18 protein-coding genes and 3 pseudogenes are annotated in these 17,179 nt (G+C 70.2%); 18 read left to right on the top strand and 3 right to left on the bottom strand.

The annotated features are described in order from the left end of the window. A pseudogene (locus tag ABZ564_RS29770) lies at positions 1–84 on the bottom strand (hydrolase); the annotation flags it as partial. A gap of 111 nt (positions 85–195) precedes the next feature. Here ABZ564_RS29770 and ABZ564_RS29765 point away from each other — a divergent pair. From ABZ564_RS29765 to ABZ564_RS29690, 16 genes and pseudogenes are all read left to right on the top strand, one after another. Continuing rightward, positions 196–1,662 carry an SCO6880 family protein gene (locus tag ABZ564_RS29765; RefSeq protein WP_360862225.1) on the top strand — a complete coding sequence of 489 codons (1,467 nt, stop codon included), beginning with the start codon at positions 196–198 and terminating at the stop codon, positions 1,660–1,662. A 25-nt stretch (positions 1,663–1,687) separates the two neighbouring features. Further along, positions 1,688–2,140 (top strand): DUF6238 family protein, encoded by a 453-nt coding sequence (locus tag ABZ564_RS29760; RefSeq protein WP_360862224.1) that lies wholly within the window; start codon positions 1,688–1,690, stop codon positions 2,138–2,140. 26 nt (positions 2,141–2,166) lie between these two features. Continuing rightward, a complete protein-coding gene (locus tag ABZ564_RS29755; protein WP_360862223.1) occupies positions 2,167–3,672 on the top strand; it encodes an ATP-binding protein in 1,506 nt (501 codons plus the stop codon). Between the two features lie 32 nt (positions 3,673–3,704). Then, on the top strand, positions 3,705–4,397 hold the full coding sequence (locus ABZ564_RS29750) for a hypothetical protein (protein WP_360862222.1): 693 nt from the start codon (positions 3,705–3,707) through the stop codon (positions 4,395–4,397). A gap of 129 nt (positions 4,398–4,526) precedes the next feature. Continuing rightward, a complete protein-coding gene (locus ABZ564_RS29745) occupies positions 4,527–5,090 on the top strand; it encodes a hypothetical protein (RefSeq protein ID WP_360862221.1) in 564 nt (187 codons plus the stop codon). A gap of 97 nt (positions 5,091–5,187) precedes the next feature. Further along, positions 5,188–5,952: a hypothetical protein gene (locus ABZ564_RS29740; protein WP_360862220.1), complete on the top strand. Its 765-nt coding sequence runs from the start codon at positions 5,188–5,190 to the stop codon at positions 5,950–5,952. Positions 5,953–5,977: 25 nt separating this feature from the next. Further along, positions 5,978–6,481: pseudogene (locus ABZ564_RS29735) on the top strand (hypothetical protein). Between the two features lie 158 nt (positions 6,482–6,639). Next, positions 6,640–7,365 carry a hypothetical protein gene (locus ABZ564_RS29730; protein WP_360862219.1) on the top strand — a complete coding sequence of 242 codons (726 nt, stop codon included), beginning with the start codon at positions 6,640–6,642 and terminating at the stop codon, positions 7,363–7,365. Positions 7,366–7,456: 91 nt separating this feature from the next. Next, on the top strand, positions 7,457–8,122 hold the full coding sequence (locus tag ABZ564_RS29725) for a hypothetical protein (protein ID WP_360862218.1): 666 nt from the start codon (positions 7,457–7,459) through the stop codon (positions 8,120–8,122). 94 nt (positions 8,123–8,216) lie between these two features. Beyond that, positions 8,217–8,657, top strand: coding sequence for a hypothetical protein (locus ABZ564_RS29720; protein ID WP_103514972.1), 441 nt, complete (start codon positions 8,217–8,219; stop codon positions 8,655–8,657). Between the two features lie 64 nt (positions 8,658–8,721). After that, entirely contained in the window at positions 8,722–10,005 is a 1,284-nt protein-coding gene (locus tag ABZ564_RS29715) for a TraM recognition domain-containing protein (RefSeq protein ID WP_360862217.1), read from the top strand. After that, on the top strand, positions 10,002–10,232 hold the full coding sequence (locus ABZ564_RS29710) for a hypothetical protein (RefSeq protein ID WP_360862216.1): 231 nt from the start codon (positions 10,002–10,004) through the stop codon (positions 10,230–10,232). Before ABZ564_RS29715 ends, ABZ564_RS29710 begins: the two co-directional genes overlap by 4 nt. After that, positions 10,229–11,401 (top strand): DnaB-like helicase N-terminal domain-containing protein, encoded by a 1,173-nt coding sequence (locus ABZ564_RS29705; protein ID WP_360862215.1) that lies wholly within the window; start codon positions 10,229–10,231, stop codon positions 11,399–11,401. The genes ABZ564_RS29710 and ABZ564_RS29705 overlap by 4 nt, the downstream gene beginning before the upstream one ends. 43 nt (positions 11,402–11,444) lie before the next feature. Then, positions 11,445–12,020 carry a hypothetical protein gene (locus ABZ564_RS29700; RefSeq protein ID WP_360862214.1) on the top strand — a complete coding sequence of 192 codons (576 nt, stop codon included), beginning with the start codon at positions 11,445–11,447 and terminating at the stop codon, positions 12,018–12,020. A 16-nt stretch (positions 12,021–12,036) separates the two neighbouring features. Next, positions 12,037–12,204: pseudogene (locus ABZ564_RS29695) on the top strand (DNA methyltransferase); the annotation flags it as partial. A gap of 115 nt (positions 12,205–12,319) precedes the next feature. Further along, positions 12,320–12,724 carry a DNA cytosine methyltransferase gene (locus ABZ564_RS29690; RefSeq protein WP_360862228.1) on the top strand — a complete coding sequence of 135 codons (405 nt, stop codon included), beginning with the start codon at positions 12,320–12,322 and terminating at the stop codon, positions 12,722–12,724. 514 nt (positions 12,725–13,238) lie between these two features. Here the strand turns inward: ABZ564_RS29690 and ABZ564_RS29685 are convergent. Next, positions 13,239–14,027, bottom strand: coding sequence for a class I SAM-dependent methyltransferase (locus ABZ564_RS29685; protein ID WP_360862213.1), 789 nt, complete (start codon positions 14,025–14,027; stop codon positions 13,239–13,241). A 264-nt stretch (positions 14,028–14,291) separates the two neighbouring features. On the opposite strand from ABZ564_RS29685, the gene ABZ564_RS29680 reads away from it, so the two are divergent. Next, the gene (locus tag ABZ564_RS29680; RefSeq protein WP_360862212.1) at positions 14,292–14,624 is read left to right on the top strand and encodes a helix-turn-helix transcriptional regulator; all 333 of its coding nucleotides are present in this window, start codon (positions 14,292–14,294) and stop codon (positions 14,622–14,624) included. A 173-nt stretch (positions 14,625–14,797) separates the two neighbouring features. Continuing rightward, positions 14,798–15,916 (top strand): hypothetical protein, encoded by a 1,119-nt coding sequence (locus ABZ564_RS29675; protein WP_360862211.1) that lies wholly within the window; start codon positions 14,798–14,800, stop codon positions 15,914–15,916. 64 nt (positions 15,917–15,980) lie between these two features. Here ABZ564_RS29675 and pip read toward each other — a convergent pair whose 3' ends face one another. Continuing rightward, complete coding sequence (pip, locus tag ABZ564_RS29670) at positions 15,981–16,943, bottom strand: prolyl aminopeptidase (RefSeq protein WP_360862210.1); 963 nt, start codon at positions 16,941–16,943, stop codon at positions 15,981–15,983. Positions 16,944–17,179 lie beyond the last annotated feature (236 nt).

Raw genomic sequence — 17,179 nt, 5'->3', positions numbered from 1 at the left:
GTCGGCCCCGTCCTGGTCGACGGCCGCGAAGACCTGGCCCACCTGCGCCTCGATCTTCCCGAGCGCCGCGTCGGCCGCCTCCCGGCCGCACTCCACGGCCCGCCCCCGCCCCCACCAGCAGGAAGGTTTCGCCATGACGTCCAGAAGAACGCCGCGCGCCCCGTCCTCCGCCCGCTCCCACCGTCTGGAACCACCATGTCCGGCAAGCACCAGTCCTCCACGCCCACCGTGAAGTTCCCGCACCGCAGCAGGCGCGGCGTCCTGCTCGGCCTGTCCGTCCCGCAGTTGGCCGTCGCCGGACTCACCGGCCTTCTCCTTCTCGCCGTGATCCTCGCCCGCGGTGTGGTCGGCGCCCTCCAGCTCATACCGCTGTGGGCCGTGATCGCCCTGCTCGTCTTCGTCCGCCACCGAGGCCGTGCTCTGGCGGACTGGGCCCCGATCGTCGTCCGATACGCGCTGCGCCGAATGCGAGGCCAGCTCGTCTGGCTCACCCGGCCCTCCCGCCGTCCGACCCGCGAGGGACTGCTCCACCTTCCCGGCACCGCTGCCAGCCTGCGCGTGACCACCGCTCCCGACGGCAAGTACGGCGCGGTCCACAACCCGCACACCGGGACGCTGACCGCGGTGGTCAAGGTCTCCTCCCGCGCCTACGCCCTGCTCGACCCGGGCACCCAGCAGGCCAACGTCGGCGGCTGGGGACGCGCGCTGGCAGCCCTCGCCCGTACCGGACAGATCGCCCGCATCCAGGTGATCGAGCGCACCATCCCCGACTCCGGCGACGCGCTGCGCCGCTACTGGGAAGAACACGGCCGACCCGACACCCCGATGGCCGGCACGATCTACAACGAGCTGATCCAGAGCGCCGGCCCCGCAGCAGCCCCTCACGAGGCGTACGTCGCGGTGTCCTTGGACACCAAGGCGGCCCGTCGGCTGATCAACCAGGCCGGTGGTGGTCTCACCGGTGCCTTCAGTGTCCTCGCCCAGCTCACCTCCACGCTCGACCAGGCGGCGCGGACCGCAGGACTCACCCCGACGGGCTGGCTCACCGCACGCGAGATCGCCGCCGTGGTACGCACCTCCTACGACCCGAAGGCGCTGGCGCCACTCGACCGCTGGTCCACGGCCGGTCGCCCCGAGGCCGAGCCCGCCGCCGCCGGACCCGTCGTGGTCGTCGAGAAGGCGGACCACATCGCCACCGACTCCGCCGTGCACGCCACCTACTGGGTGGAGAACTGGCCGCGCACCGAGACCAGCGCCGGCTTCCTGCACCAGCTCCTGTTCACCGGCGGGGTGCGGCGCACGCTGTCGCTCTCCTACGAGCCGAAGAACCTCGACGCCGCCCTGCGCGACGTGCAGCGCAAGAAGTCCAGCGTGATCGCCGACGCCGCCGAACGGGCCCGGCGCGGCCAGGTCGACGCCGAGGCGGACTCGATCGAGTACCAGGACATCAAGTCCCGCGAACGCCAGCTCATCGCCGGGCACGCCGACGTCGCCCTGACCGGTCTGCTGACCGTCTCGGCCGACACCGAGGACGAGCTGCGCACCGCCTGCGCCGTCGTGGAGACCGCCGCTGTCGGCGCCCAGCTCGATCTCCGGCCGCTGACCTGGCAGCAGGCCGAGGCGTTCACCGCCGCCGCCCTGCCGCTCGCGCTCGCTGCCTGACCCTTCCCTTCGAAAGAGCACCCTCATGTCCCGCACCGCCAGCCCGACCGCGCAGGACTTCGTGCCCTTCGCCACCGCCGCGCTCGACTTCCACCGGGCGCTCAACATCCCGGGCGGCCCGCTGGTCACCACCCGGGCCGAGCTGGACGCCCTGCACGCGCACCTCGTTTCGCTGTACGGGCTGCTCGACGCCCACACCGGGCGCACCGGGCAGCTCGTCGCGGTCGAGGGCGACCAGCTCCGTACCGCCCGCACCCGCATCTGGCAGGCCGCCGAGCACCTCCACGCCGCCTACCACGCGGCGCCCCGGCCGGACTCCGGCGAGATCCCCGCACCGGAGGCGTGCCGGGCCGGCCTTCCGGAGGGAGCACCGGAACTGACCATCTGCCAGCGCCATCAGCGCACCGCTCATCTCGTGCGGCGGCGCACCACGCCGGCCGACCTGCACGCCCCGTTCACCGGCCTCGTCCGCCGCTGACCCACCCCTCATCTGGAGAAACGCTCATGCCCCGTACCCGCGCCAGCGCCTCCCCTCTGTTCGTGCCCCGTAAGACGACACGCGCCGAGCAGCGGGCCGCCCGAGCCGGTTTCACCGAAGCCCGCCGCCAGGCGCGCCTCGCCGGAAACCCGCCCAAGCACCGCGCCGAGCAGACCCTCGACCCGGATCTGCGGCCCACCTACCCGCTCGCCGGTCGCCCCGGTCCGGCCTCCGCCCGCGGCGGCAAGCTCGCCCTGCCCGCCCACCGGATGACCACCGCCACAGCCAGCGGCGCCTACCCGTTCGTGGCCGAGGGCGGCCTGGGCGCCGAAGGGGTGTTCATCGGCCGCGATGTGCACGCGGAGGCGGCCTTCTGCTTCGACCCGTTCTCGCTCTACAACAGCGGCAGGGTGGAGGGCTTCACCAACCCCAACGCGGTCCTGGCCGGGATCATCGGCATGGGCAAGTCGGCGCTGGCGAAGTCGATCGCCACCCGGTCGATCGCCCACGGCTACCGGATCTACATCCCCTGCGATCCCAAGGGGGAGTGGACCGGTGTCTCGCAGGCCCTCGGCGGCTACAGCATCGCCCTGGGCCCGGGGCTCCCTGGCCGGTTGAATCCGCTCGACGCCCCGGCTCGCCCCGCCTCCGTGAGCGAGGAGGACTGGTTTACGGAGGTTCGCAAGCGCCGTCTGCTGCTGCTGGCCAGCCTCGCCCGCACCGTGCTGAAGCGCGACCTGCTGCCGATGGAGCACACCGCCCTCGATCTGGCCCTGGATCTGGTCGTCGCTGACGCCGCCGCCCGGGGCACGGTGCCGCTGCTCGGCGAGATCGCGCACGTACTCGGCTCCCCCGAACGCCTCGACCAGGCCCTCGGCCACCAGGCGGGGCACCTCGGTTCAGCCGCCCAGGACCTCGCCCATGCCCTACGACGTCTCGTGCACGGCGACTTGAGCGGCATGTTCGACGCGCCGAGCACCGTCTCGTTCGACCCGACCACACCGATGCTGTCCATCGACCTCTCCCGTCTCGGCGGCTCCGGCGACGACACGGCACTGGTGCTCGCGATGGCGTGCGCGAGCGCCTGGATGGAGTCAGCCCTCAGTGATCCCGATGGCGGTCGGCGCTGGGTGATCTACGACGAGGCGTGGCGGCTGATGCGGCACGTCGGGCTGCTGGAGCGGATGCAGAGCCAGTGGAAGCTCTCCCGAGGGCTGGGCATCGCGAACCTGATGGTGATCCACCGCCTCAGCGACTTGCTCTCGGCGGGCGACGCCGGGTCGCGCGGCCGGGTCCTGGCCGAGGGGCTCCTCGCGGACTGCAGCACGCGCATCATCTACCGCCAGGAGCCCGACCAGCTCGCCGCCGCTGCCTCTCTGCTCGGCCTGACCGGCGTCGAGACCCAGGCGGTGTCCGCCCTGACCAAGGGCCGAGGTCTGTGGAAGGTCGCCGACCGCTCGTTCATCACCCAGCACATCCTCCACCCGGCTGAGCGGGAGCTATTCGACACAGACGCCCGCATGGCGGCCTAGCCCAACGACCAGCACAGCAACGGGAATCGATCATGTCTGCTTCTTCCACACCTTCCTCCGGTGACAACCAGCCGTCGCAGGCCACCGACCCTTTGGCGTGGCGACGGCACCTCCCGGCACTGGCCTCGGCCGCCGCCGGGATCAACGAGGCGTGCGACGCCTGGGACGCGGTTTCGGACTCGCTCTGCGACGCGGACGGCTGGCCGCTGGACGACAAGGTCTACGGGGACGGGAAGGTCAAGCGGGACGCCGAAGCGTGGAAACACGCCGAAGTGTTCCTCGACCACGGACCCGAGGTGCTGGCCGGGGTCCGCGCCGCCGCCGGCCCCGACTACGTCGAGGGGCCGATCAGTGACGACCTCCGTCGGATACGCGGGATCGACACCATCCTGTTCCGGGCGGAGGAACTGCGGCACGAATGGAACGGCGTCATGGCGCTTATGGACGGTTCGCAGCCGAACGTGCTCCACCTCTACCAGGAGCGTGCCGAGGAGCACCGCAACACCGAAGGCTGGCACTACTCACACGAACTCGGTTCCAAGGGACCGGCGTTGGTGCGCGTCGGCGAATACCTCGCTCACCGAGCGGACACCGAACGGCCGGCGCAGACCGAACGGGCGCGCGTCGCCCTGACCCGCTCCACGCACAACACCCCTGCCGTATCACCCTCTTCGCCCCAGGTCCCGCCGGCATCGCATCCGCCGGCTCCCGGTCGCTCGCGGTGATCCCTAGCACGCAGTCACGGCAGCGCCAAACTGCCCGATCACCAGATCCTCATGGTCCACCGCGCTCCTTCAAGCTCCACGCCCCGTCGGCTCCCGCCGTGCGGCGGGACGTTCGCAACGGAGAACTCCATGCACCACGAAACCCCGCCCCCGACCGCCGTGTCCGATCCGCGTCGCCTTCAAGCCGCCCTCTGCTCCGCACTCGGGCAGCGCGGCCTGGAGGGCACCGTCGAGTACGGCCTCAGCGACTACATCGTCCACGCCGAGCTTCCCGACGGCAGTTCGCTGATCATCTCGCCCCCGCAGGAGCCACCCTCCGAGCACCCCGAGACCCCGGAAAGCTGGATGGTCACCCGCCACCGGTCCGCCGAGCCCGCCGTCTACGAGGTGATCTACGACTCCGAGCCGGACGGTCCGCATGCGCGTCACGGCGGCAGCGTGCCGGATCTCCTCTCCGCTGTCGACGCCCGCCTGGACCAGCTTGGCGTACCGACACGCCAGGAGCAGGAACGTTCCGGCGAGGCGCGCGCCGCCACCGTGCTCCCGCCCGACTCCGCTCCATCCCGGGCGAGGGTCGCTCTCGCCTCTTCGCCGTCGGTCGGCCAGCGCGTGCTCCCGACCGGTCCGCCGCCGGAGTCTTCCGCGCGGGCCGCGCCGCCGCCGGCCAGTTCCTCATCCGCTCCCCGGCTCTGACCGACCGCGATCCAGGAGTCCTCCGTGCACCGCACCCTCAGAACTGATCCGCCCGTCGCCCGCACCTGTAACCGCACCCGCCTCGGATGGATCTGCCATGCCCAGCCACTACGACGTGCTGCCCGACCTGGCCTTCGGCCACCACCCCGTCCACGGCATCGTCGCCGCGAACCCGAAGAACCTCGCGGCCAGCACCTGGATGCTCAAGGGATTCGACTTCCATCCCGTCCCCGACCAGCCGACGTTGTACGCGCTGGCCGACCAGAACCGTGACGGACACGGCCGTACGAGCCGGGCCATCGAGCTGCTGCGCAAGGCCGGCTACCAGGTCGATGTGGACGTCGCACTTGCCCCTGCACCGGCGCCCGACACGGCCCAGGTACGCGACCGCGGTCCGCTCGGTGAACCAGACGTCGCCTTCGCCGACCACCCGCAGCTCGGCATCGTCGCAGCCCTCGACGACCGTGTCTCCGGACTCACCGGGCTCGTGCTGGTGGAGGACGGCTGGCGGCACAACTCGAGCCTGGACATCTACACGCTCCCCGCGACCACCGATCGCGTTGAGGCGCTGGGGAAAGTCGCCGACGCCACGGTGGCCCTGCACCGTTCGGGGCTCCAGGTCGCAGTGCAGCCCCGCCTCGCTCAAGAGGTGACGGCTCGGCCCCGTCCTGCTGCCACGCTGACCGCCGGCCGTGAGCGCGGTCGTGGTCCCGCCCGCGCGTCGCCGTTGAGCGCCGCCGCGCTCGCCGCCAGCCCGGCCCGTGCCGGAATCCCGGGCAGGGCGCCGGTCCCCGCCGCCGCCGTCATCACACCGGCGGTCCGGCCGGTTGACCCTCGCATCGCGTACTCCCGCGACCGCTGATCCAACTCCTCAAGGAGGCCCTTCCATGGCCGTGAAGACGATCTGGCCTATCGACCACACCTGCGGTCACCATGCCGACCGCGACTTGTCCGACCGACCGGCCGACCGCCGCCGCCGGCTTCGCCGAGTGGCTCGCCAGGCCGGAGTGCACGGACTGCTGGCGCGCCTCGAACGAGGGCGACGAGCAGGACAAGGCCGCCTGGCTCAAGGCGAAGCGCGCCGAGGAGCAGACGGCGTCCGAAGCCTGGTCCGAGCAGTACCGGATGCCTCCCCTGGAGGGGACCGAGCGGGCCGTTCCCTGGGGCGTGCGCTGTCGTCACCAGATCCTGACCAACGCCTACACCGCACTGGTCACCGAAGGCGCGACCAGCGAAGCGGACTGGGCGGAGATCGAGGAGAACGCTCGTACGGTGACCCGCGCCGGGTGGTGGATAGACCAGACCAGAGGTCGTCCGAGCCCCAGGACCTCACCGAACTGCTCCGAGCCGCCACCGGGGCCGGCCGGCCGACAGAGAATCCCTTCTTCTGACCGACCGGGTGCCCTGCTGCGGCGGGGCACCGGGCTGACCGCCACCGTGTGGCTTCTACCAGCGATTCTCGGCCGGGCCAAACCCCGGATTTGCCGGACGCTCTGCCCACTGGCCCGCCTCCAACGGGTCCTTCGCTCCCTCTGCCCCGGAGACTTCCGTGCCTACCTCGATCACCATCACGTCCGAGTTCAGCGGCAGCGTCGTTGCCAAGGGCGCTACTGATGACCTCTCCGCGCAGCTCCTCCGTCACGCCGGTTTCAAGCAGATCGACGACTGGCACGGCCGACGCCATCGCCTGCCCACCACCACTCCGCTCGCCGACCAGGTCGCCATCGCCAGCCATGCGGCCGAGATGCTTCGAGCCGCTCGCTATGACGTCACCCTTCCGCCGTCTCTCGACACGGCCCGGATGAGCCCTCCGGTGCATGCGCTGGGGCCATACGCCGCCGGAGCCGACCTTCTCAGCATCACGGACCAGATCCGTGCGGCCGAAGACGGAGCCAGCCTTCAGCGGGCAGTTGACCACCTCCTTCACCCCGAGCACGGTGCGCTGGAGCATGTCCGGGAGGCGCTGGAAGCAGCGGGAGAACAGGTCAACGACCTGGACGACGACGCGTATGCGCTCGCCGACCGGTTCGGCTTCGCCTCGGAGTTCGTCAGCTCGGCCCAGTCCGAACTCGTCGATTCCGAGGCCGAGCTACGCCGCGTCGGCGCCGCTTCGACGAGCTACGCCGCAGCACGGACCGTCCGTGATCACCGTGGTGCCGCTCTGGCCACTTCTCCTGCGGCGAACCAGGCCAAGGTCTCCTCGGCGTCCAGTTCCGCGCCGGCGCCTTGCTCTGCGACGGGTCACCCACCGCGCGCCTCAACCCCCCGACGGTGACCCCGGCCGCTCTCTCCGCCGTCGGCCTCCAGTACGTCGCGCGCCCCCGCTCGGCTCACCCGTCAAGGACCACTCACCCGAAGAGGCAAACGTGCCCGAGCACTACTCCAGCATCGGCGAGGCCGTCGGTGCGGCCATGCAGCACAACATCCGGCTCGCCCACCACAGCGCGGCACCGGGCTCCGACAAGCCGCTGCAGGTCAGGCACCTGCCCAGTGCTTCCGCCGATCCGTACTCGGTCCGCGGGATGATTTCTCGCCTCCACGAGGACGCCTCGCCCGATGAGGTGGCGGGCATCATCGAGGAGGTCAACGGCGCACTGGTCGGGGCTCTGCCCGAGCTGACCGAACTCGTCGCCTCTGCCGCCGACTGGACTCGCGCCCGTCTCGACTTCGACGACCCGCATCACCATCCGACTTTCGAGACGTGGACACGGCTGGCAGCCGCGTACGGGATGCTCCAGGACGTCCGTGAGCAGTTGGAAGTCGCCGAGGACGGTCTCGCTGCCTGTCCCGCAGAGCGCACGGACCCCCGGCACCACCAGATGGTCAACGTCTTGCGCAGCCGGGAGTTGCTCGACGATGTCCTCGGTGCCGAGGCTGCTCCTGTGCCGTCCGCTGCCCGGAACGTCGATTCAGACCGGCAGCGGGCGGCCCGCGCCTCCTCGCCGCGCGCCGGAACATCGCCGTCGACCGGCAGTCCGCCGGCCACCGCAGCACCTCCGCCCGCGCCTCGTTCTGCCGGCCGACCCCGCTGAAACGTTCCGCCTCAGACGTCCAGGAGGACCCCATGAGCTGCACGAGAGCCGAGCGCGCCCCGCCCCTGCCCGCTCGCACACCCAAGGAACCGCCGTGCCTTCCCCGCGCACCAGCGCGCCCTCGACCACCACCGGGTCGGACGCGCTCCTCTACCTCCTGTTCGGCATCCTCGGCGCCGCCATGGCCTTCGGCTCCCTGGCCTGGCTGACCGGAAATCTCACCAACACCTTCGTCGGGAGCGGGACATGGGCGCCCTTCCGCGTCACGGACGCGCTGCTGCACCCGGAGGTGATGTGGCCGGCCTTGAGCACCAGCATGCTGATGGTCGGCGCCCGCGTCGTCCCCGCCCTGTTCACCGTTGCCCTGGTCGTCACCGCTGCCGTGCTGTGGATGCGCTGGCGTGCCGGGTCCAAGTCCGGCCTCGCCCGCAAGGCGGACCTGGCACCGCTGCTGGACAAGGAGATTGTCGCCAAGGCGAAGAGCCTGCGCCCGAGCCTGGGCGGCCGGGAGAGTAAAAGAGGTCCTGCCCGCTGACCGCGGCATCCTGCTCGGCACCCTCGATCCCGGTCGTGCGGAGGTCCGCGCATCCTGGGAGGACGTGATCGTCGCGATCATGGCCCCGCGTTCCGGCAAAACGTCCGGGCTGGCGATCCCCGCGATCCTCTCGGCACCGGGCCCAGGCCTGCTCACCAGTAACAAAGCCGCGAACGACGCCTTCACCACCACGGTGGACGCCCGTGCCGAGGTAGGCACGATCTGGACCCTCGATCCGCAGCAGATCGCCCACCACCCGCGCGAGATGTGGTGGGACATCCTCGCTGACGCCCGCGATCTCGCCGGGGCTAAGAGGTTGGCGGGGCACTTCGTGACCGCGAGCGTGGACGAGTCCAGCGGCTCCGACTTCTGGTCCACCGCCGCGAGCAACACCCTCGGTGCCCTCTTCCTCGCCGCCGCGTCCCACCGGCGGCCGATCACCGACGTCCTGGCCTGGCTCGCGATGCCGGCCGACCGCACCCCGGTGGACCTGCTCACCGACGCCGGCCACCATGCGGTCGCCGCCCAGCTCCAGGGCACCGTCTCCGGCGCGACCGAAACGCGCGACGGCATCTATGAGACCGCGAGGCAGTACGCGAGCTGCCTGCTCGACCCGGACGTCGCCGCCTGGGTCACCCCCAACGACGACCTTCCCGAGTTCCAGCCGTTCGCCTTCGCCACGTCCCGCGACACCTTGTACCTGCTGAGCAAGGACGGCGGCGGCAGCGCGTCCGCGATCATCGCGGCAGCGGCCGACGCCGTGATGCGCGCGGCCGTGATCGTGGCCGAGCGCTCCGGCGGGCGACTCGACCCGCCCGCCCTGTGCGTCCTCGACGAGGCGGCGAACGTCTGCCGCATCTCGGACCTCCCTGATCTTTACAGCCACTTGGGCAGCCGAGGCGTCATCCCGATGACGATCCTGCAGTCCTACCGTCAGGGCCAGCGGTGCTGGGGCGAGGCCGGTATGGACTCCCTGTACTCCGCCGCCACCATCAAGATCATCGGATCTGGCATCGATGACGCGGACTTCGCCGACCGGCTCAGCCGTCAGGTCGGCGATCACGACGTCCAGACCACCTCGGTGTCGACCAGCGAGGGCGGCAAGTCCACCTCGGTGAGCATGCGCACGGAGCGGATCCTTCCGCCGGACGCCATCCGCGCCCTGCCCAAGGGCAAGGTTCTGCTGCTGGCCACCGGCATCCGGGTCGCCATGCTCAACCTCAAGCCCTGGTACAAGGAGCCCTCCGCCAAGGTGGTCGGCCCGGCTTCCGCTCGCGCCACGAAGGCCATCACCGAGCGTGCTCTCGCGAAAAGCATCGACCAGGACGATCTTGGACTGTCGGCATGAGCGCGTCCACACCACAGCAGGGGCGGTTGGCCCACGCTCCGATCGTCCTGCGCGGTGGCCGGTGGTGGCTTGACGGCGGGGCCGACTCGGTTCGCGCCTCTGATCCCGCCTTCACCGCCGTCTTGGACGACTTCGCGCTGTCGATGGCCGCTGCCGACCAGGCCGTCGCCAACCTCCTCATCCGGCAGGACGAGGCGTCCTCCGTTGATCTCGGAGGTCGGCGGTGAACCCGCTGATGAGTGCCGAGCAGGCGGTCCTCGGTGCCGCACTCCTCGACCCCGAGCAGCTCACGCACCTGGAGTGGCTCGCTGCGGACCACTTCTATCGGCCCGTTCACCAGGCGCTGTTCGACGCCCTCCGCAAGCTGCGCAACGACGGGCATCCCGCGCTCTCGGCCGATGGTCCGTTGCCGCTGTCGTGGGTGACCGACGCGGTCGAGGAGGCCGGACAGCACGTGCGCGGGCTGACCGCGGCGTACGCCCACACCCTGATCCAGGCGTGTCCCCGAACCGAGCACGCCCCGGTGTACGGACGCATGGTGCTGGAGGGGGCGATTCACCGCACCGTCGCCCAGCACGCGATCCGACTCCACCAAGCGGCTCGGGCCGACGCCGTCCAGGGCGAGGTCGAGGGAGCCTTGCGCACGGCGGACGTCCTGACCGGCGTACTCACCGACCTTGCACGACGCTGGGGAACCGAACCTCGACCGGTCCCACCCACCGCTGGGCCCTCTGCCGCCACGCACATCCCGCCTCCGGCGCAGAGTGGCCAAGTCGCCGAGGACGAGCGGTTCCTCCTGGCCGTCCTCACCGAACAACCGGCGGCGATGGACGAGGTGGTGGCCTGGCTGCGGCCGGGAGACTTCGCCGACCCGACCCACGGGCAGCTCTACCGGTGCCTGGGCGCGCTGCACCACCGGGGCGAACCCATCGACCGGATCACCCTGCTCTGGGAGGCCCAGCGACGCGGTCTGCTGGCCGACGGCACTGTGTCGAGCGAGCAGCTGACCGCCGTCGGCGAAGGCATGGTCCCGGGCAGCGCCGACTGGTTCGGACAGCGGGTGATGCGCTCCTCCGTCACCCGCACCGCCGCCGCCTCCGCGCGTGCGGTGCGTGCTCTGGCCGAGGACGAAGCCCTGGCTCCTGGCCGGTTGATCAACTACGCCCTGCACGCCCTCGGCCCGCTCGACGAGGTGCGCGCCCGCTGGGAGACCGCGAACGCCAGCCCAGCCCCGAAAACGCGCACTTCGGCGCCCGTGCCGGACGGGCCCCCTCCGGCCCAGGTGCACGTAGCCCTCGCCCGGAGCACGCCGCGCCCCATCCCACCGTCCTCGGTCCGCCCCGCCTCCGCACCCACCCCCTCCGCCTCCAGGCCGCCCTCGCGCGGCCACAGCTGACAACTCCCCCCACCCCTTCTGTTGCTCTCCTTCTGGACATCACATGAACAGCACCCCCAGCTCTGACATCCGTGCCATGCGCGCCACGGCGTCGGCCCTCGACGCCCAGCGTGACAAGCTCCCCGTTCTCGGAGATCCGCATCGCTCGCCCGACGTGGCCGGCGTCGCCAGGCAGATCTCGGCACTCGGTGAGCTGATCACCGACCTGGGCAACGAGGTGCACTTCAGCACCTCCCGGGAACCCGAAGCCCACACCGCCAGGGTCATCACCGCCTTCGCTGCCACAGTGCGGCCCACCGGTCAGGCAGCGTCCGCCCTCGGCGAGGTCGCCCGCCAGCTCTCCTTCCTGGACCGGACCGAGCACCTGCGCGATGAGCCCGACGCCGACGACGCGCGGGAGGCCGCAGTGCAGCTGATCGACGACTCGCTCAACACGGCGGATACAGCGCTGCGCGAAGCCGCCGACTCACTTCGTGCCGCGTCGGCAACCGTGTCGCCTCCGTCCGTGCGGCTCCGCGCTGCTCTCAGCCGGTCCGCGGCTGCCGCTTCTGTCCCGGCACCGCCTCCGGCCGCTCAGACAGCAGCGGTTCCTGCGGGCGTGGTCCGACGGAGCCGGTGACGTGCCCACCCACGTCATGCGCCCTCCGCTGATCGGCTCGCTCTGCTCCGGGTACGGCGGCCTCGACCTCGGTGTGCAGTCCGCTCTCGGCGGCACGCTGGCCTGGCACGCCGAAGTCGACCCGAACGCTTCGCGCATTCTGGCCCGCCACTGGCCCGGCGTTCCCAACCTGGGCGACATCACCACCGTCGACTGGTCCGCTGTCGCGCGGGTGTGCGTCCTGACGGCGGGCTTCCCCTGTCAAAGACGTCTCGGTCGCCGGCCGCCGGGCCGGACTCAACGCTCAGACCCGCTCCGGGCTGTGGCTGCACGTCGCCCGTGCGGTCGAAGCCCTCCGACCCTGCCTGGTTGTGATCGAGAATGTCCGCGGCCTCCTCACCTCCCCCGCCGGCTCCCCTGGCGACGTGGAACCCTGCCCGTGGTGTCTGGGAGACACCCCAGGCCAGCCTCCTCTGCGGGCACTCGGTGCCGTACTCGGATCCCTGGCCGACCTCGGGTACGACACAAGGTGGCTCGTGCTTCGTGCCTCCGACATCGGGGCGCCGCACCGTCGCGAGCGCACCTTCCTCACAGCTTGGCCGGCCGGACACCTTGCTCAAGACCCCGACCAGCAACATCGGCAAGAACGGCGGCTCGCAACACCCCGGAGCGGTCCGCATCCGCCTCGGCACCGTCCCGGTCGAGCTTCCGGCACCCGTCGCTGAACTGGCCCTCCAACAAATCGCGATTCGCCGCAGCCATGCAGTCCTCGGCCGCACAGACTCGCCCTGGCTCTTCCCCGGCGGCCAGCCCGGCCGCCCGATCAGTGCCTGGGCCATGGGCGAACGGCTCCGCAAACTCGGCATCCGCCTCGCCGAGACCCGCTCAACCGCACTGTTCCAGCTTGCCACCGAACTACCCGCCGCCGCCGTCCTCGCCCGCACCCTCGGCATCGACATCACCGTCGCCGTCAAATGGCAGCGAGCCTCCGCCGGAGACTGGGCCACCTACGCAGCCGACGTCAGCAGCCGCGTTGGCCGTGGGGATCGCACAGCCCAACCCAGCTTGTGATGACCCGACCCATGACCCCTGCGAGGGGCTATGCAGACCTACCACCACAGATTCCAGACCAAAAGCTACGGTCTCATCACCGGAATCACTGCCAAGGCCATCGTGCTGGGCGCCCCGCCCACACGGCGACCGAGTCTGACCGTCGCATGATCAATTATCGGAAACGGCCTAGTCTGCTTGCAGGACGAAGAACAAGAAGCACAGGAAGCGCGGCTTGGCCACGATGACTTCCGGGAACAGCTCGCGGGCGGCTGGATCAGGCTCTGGCTCGCTGATGACCGTGATCCGGAAACCTGATGCGGTGATCGCCTCGATCATCGCGTGCAGCGGCCTGTGCCAGATACTCATCACCGCGCTCTGGCCGCCCATGGTCCATTCTTCGGTCCAGTTGGTGATGTCGAAGTAGTTGTACTCGGCCTCGCGGTCGGCCTGGCGGTGCCTGAGGTTGACGGCAAAGGGATGGTCGACAGACGCGATCAGCCGACCGCCGGGCTTGAGTACGCGTCGCAGCTCGGCCAGCGCCGGACCCCAGTCCTCCAGGTAGTGCAGCACCAGGGACGCGACTACATCGTCGAACGTGTCATCAGAGTAGGGAAGCGGGCTGCCCAAATCGGCCACCTGGAGGTCCGCGCCGTCGCCGAGCCGCCGCCGGGCCAGCTCCAGCATCCCGGCACTCGCATCGAAACCGCTCACGATGGCGCCACGCTCGCGCAGCGCCGCGAACAGGGGCCCGGAGCCGCAGCCGGCGTCGAGGACCCGCCGGCCAGCCACCTCTCCAGCGAGGGCCAGCATCGCGGGCCGCTCGTAGCAGGCATTGATGAGGTTGGTTTCATTTTCGGCCGTGTACGCCTCGGCGAACCTGTTGTAGTCGTTGACATTCGGCGGATCCACGGCCACCGCGGATGGCGAGGTGAGTCCGGTGGAGCTCGCGTGCTCTTGCCGCTCGTCAGAAGTCATAGTGCGAGAGACGTGTGCTTCATCAGTTCAGTTCCTGCTGGACGCCGCCTGGGACCACGACGCCCACCACAGCGGACAGTTGGAACTCAACGAACACGAGGTCGCATGGCTGCATCTCGGATTCCGCGAGAGACCACAGGCACTCCAGGCATTCAGACAGTTCCAATACCCGACTCCACCATTACACGTGCACCGCACGCACATCGAAGACGCCTGGACGGCCGCCCACCAGCGCGCCGAGTCCCGGTGGAGGGGACTGACCCGATGAAGTGGAACCTGCGACTGGCAGCGGCCCACCGCGAGATCTGGAAGGCGAGCGAACTCCAGCGCCTCCTCGCCGAACACGGCCTGGTGATCAGCGCCGGAAAGATGTCCGGCTTGTGGTCGAGCACCCCAGCCAGCATCAAACTGTCCGACCTCGAAGTCATCTGCGTGACCCTGGGCTGCGAGATCACCGAGATCATGACGCCCGAACCGGAGAACGTCACCCGCAACACGACGACCGAGACGCCGGTCGGCAAGGCCGCCGGACACTCGGTGCCGTCCGCGGCGGTCGTCCCGCGCTCGCGCGGGACCCGATCCCTACCACCGCGATGACCTGCCCGGTCTGCGCGGAGCCGGTCCCGGTCAGCTCCGGGCCCGCACGCCGGCGCGTCTACTGTTCGGGGGCGTGCAGGAGCCGGGCCTACCGGCAGCGCAACCCCGGACGGACTCGGCCCCCGCAACACCCGACCGAGTTGAAGATCCCCAGGCCCACAGGGGAGGGAGCGTTGGGCACTGCCCGGAAGTACGCCATCAGGCTCGGTGAAGAGCGAAGCTGGACGGTCTACCTGCACCGCCAGGTCCACAAGGCCCTGGGCCGCCTCCTTAACGGCCTGCCGGACGGTGGGCGCATCAGCCATACCGCCCTGCGTCAGCAACTCGCCGGAACGAACCTGCCGATGCGCCACACCGCCGAGATCCTCGCCGCTCTGGACCTGCTGGACGAGGACCGGGCAACGACCGCCCGGGAGTGGATCGAGCGCCGCACCGCCGAACTGCCTGGCAGTTTCGCCGCGGACGTGCGGGGATGGCTGCTGTGGCTGTTAGACGGCGACGCCCGCACTCGGCCCCGGGCCATGGGTACCCTGCACTCCTACTTCGGCTCCGTCCGCCCGATCGTAGAGCGATGGTCCGAGCACCGGATTCAACTGCGGGAGATCACCCCTCAGGACGTCACCGACGCGGTCGTCGACCTCCGCGGCAGCCAGTACACCGCCACCCTCGCGTCCCTACGGTCCCTCTTCCGCTACGCCAAGAAGAGTAGGCGGATCTTCACCAACCCTCTGCGGGGCATCCGTGTCGGCCGCCGCCCGCCAGGCCCGGTCATGCCGATGAGCGACGAGGAGATCAGACACGTCCAGACGACCGCCCAGGCACCGGCCGCCCGCTTGGCTGTCGCCCTGGCCGCCGTCCACGCCGCACGGGGCGAGGCGATCCGGGCCCTGCTACTGGACGACCTGGACTTCCGCCAGGACCGCATCACCATCGGCGGAAACAGCCAGCCCATGGGCTCGCTCACCCGCGCCGCCCTCCGTTCCTGGCTCACCGAACGGCGAACACGCTGGCCGCACACCCTGAACCGGCATGTCCTGGTCTCCAGGCAGACGACGAACGGCACCAGTCCCGTCAGCGCGTACTTCCTCAAACGGCAGCTCACTCTGCACGGCGTCAGCCTCGACAGGATCCGCGCCGACCGCGTCTTCGGGGAGGCCCTGGCCACCGGAGCCGACCCACTGCACCTGACCGCGATCTTCGACCTCTCCGAGACCACCGCAGTGAAGTACGCGACCCTCGCCCGCCAACTCCTCAACGAGCCGACCGGCCAGGAGCCGGGTCGGGCAACATGAGAATGCCAGCGCTCGACGACACGTGAGAGGTCAGTGACTACCTGGATCACCGGGCGGCCCGGCCTCATTCCTGGCGAGCGAATCGGTCGAGGGCCCGGAGCACATGCGTACGTGTCGTGTCGCTACCCAGATGACCCGCGTCACCTACGACGATCAACTCCGCGTCCGACCATGCGCGGGCGAGCTCCCAGGCGGTGTCGAGCGGGCCGCCCATGTCGAGCCTGCCATGGACCAGCACGCCGGGAATGCCGGCGAGCCGGTGGGCATCGCGGAGCAGGGCACCTTCCTCCAGCCACACGCCGTGGGAGAAGTAGTGGGCACAGATGCGGACGAAGGCCAGTTGTGCGGCCGGCGGGCGGTCGCCATACGGGTTGGAGGCACCCTTCGTCTCCCCGGACAGAACCGCATCCTCCCAGGCGCACCAGTCGGCCGTGGCTTTCTCCCGCACGGCGGCGTCCGAGTGTTCCACCAAGCGCGCGTAGGCCGCGACGATGTCGCCGTCGCGCGGTGTGCCGGGAGCTCCGGCAAGGAAGCGTTCCCACTGCTCGGGGAAGAACCGGCCCACACCCCGGTACAGCCAGTCGGTCTCGGAGCGCCGGGTGGTGGTTACGGCGGAGATGACGATCTCCGACACCCGCTCCGGGTAGGTCTCGGCGTAGGCCAGGATCAACGTGGATCCCCACGAGCCGCCGTACAGCAGCCAGCGGTCGATCCCCAGGTGCTCGCGCAGCAGCTCCATGTCGGAGATCAGGTGCTGGGTGGTGTTGTGCCGCATGTCAGTCGCGGGATCGCTCGCGTGCGGGGTGCTGCGACCGCAACCGCGCTGGTCGAACAGGACGACCCGGTAGCGCTCCGGATCGAAGTTCTGGCGGGCGCCGGGCCCGCACCCCGATCCCGGACCTCCGTGGACGACGAGCGCGGGCTTTCCATCCGGATTTCCGCAGACCTCCCAGTACACGACGTTCCCGTCACCGACGTCGAGCATCCCCTTCTCGTACGGCTCCGCCGGCGGGTACAGCTCGCCCATTTCCAGACCTCCTGACAATCAAATGCAACATTCGGACAACGCCTTGTAGTAGACAACATGGCTGATCCGATACTGGCGGGGTTTGACACCTGTACAGGCGACACCCTCACCGCATTTTCGGGTCGCCCTCGTCGACCAGCGCGGCTGAGGCTCAAGGAAGCAACACACCAGCGCGCTCACCGACACGGCAGCGGGTCTGCACTTCCCGACACCTGTCCACACCGGATTACCAGGCG

The organism is Streptomyces sp. NPDC019224, assembly GCF_040632605.1.
Classification (GTDB): domain Bacteria; phylum Actinomycetota; class Actinomycetes; order Streptomycetales; family Streptomycetaceae; genus Streptomyces.
This window is presented reverse-complemented; position numbering and strand designations above follow the sequence as displayed.

What these genes read in the sequence shown, in the direction of transcription:
- ABZ564_RS29740 (WP_360862220.1), top strand. Translation starts at nt 5,188, where the DNA reads ATGCCCAGCCACTACGACGTGCTGCCCGACCTGGCCTTCGGCCACCAC.
- ABZ564_RS29710 (WP_360862216.1), top strand. Translation starts at nt 10,002, where the DNA reads ATGAGCGCGTCCACACCACAGCAGGGGCGGTTGGCCCACGCTCCGATC.
- ABZ564_RS29750 (WP_360862222.1), top strand. Translation starts at nt 3,705, where the DNA reads ATGTCTGCTTCTTCCACACCTTCCTCCGGTGACAACCAGCCGTCGCAG.
- ABZ564_RS29685 (WP_360862213.1), bottom strand. Translation starts at nt 14,027, where the DNA reads ATGACTTCTGACGAGCGGCAAGAGCACGCGAGCTCCACCGGACTCACC.
- ABZ564_RS29755 (WP_360862223.1), top strand. Translation starts at nt 2,167, where the DNA reads ATGCCCCGTACCCGCGCCAGCGCCTCCCCTCTGTTCGTGCCCCGTAAG.
- ABZ564_RS29700 (WP_360862214.1), top strand. Translation starts at nt 11,445, where the DNA reads ATGAACAGCACCCCCAGCTCTGACATCCGTGCCATGCGCGCCACGGCG.
- ABZ564_RS29680 (WP_360862212.1), top strand. Translation starts at nt 14,292, where the DNA reads ATGAAGTGGAACCTGCGACTGGCAGCGGCCCACCGCGAGATCTGGAAG.
- ABZ564_RS29760 (WP_360862224.1), top strand. Translation starts at nt 1,688, where the DNA reads ATGTCCCGCACCGCCAGCCCGACCGCGCAGGACTTCGTGCCCTTCGCC.
- ABZ564_RS29765 (WP_360862225.1), top strand. Translation starts at nt 196, where the DNA reads ATGTCCGGCAAGCACCAGTCCTCCACGCCCACCGTGAAGTTCCCGCAC.
- pip (WP_360862210.1), bottom strand. Translation starts at nt 16,943, where the DNA reads ATGGGCGAGCTGTACCCGCCGGCGGAGCCGTACGAGAAGGGGATGCTC.
- ABZ564_RS29745 (WP_360862221.1), top strand. Translation starts at nt 4,527, where the DNA reads ATGCACCACGAAACCCCGCCCCCGACCGCCGTGTCCGATCCGCGTCGC.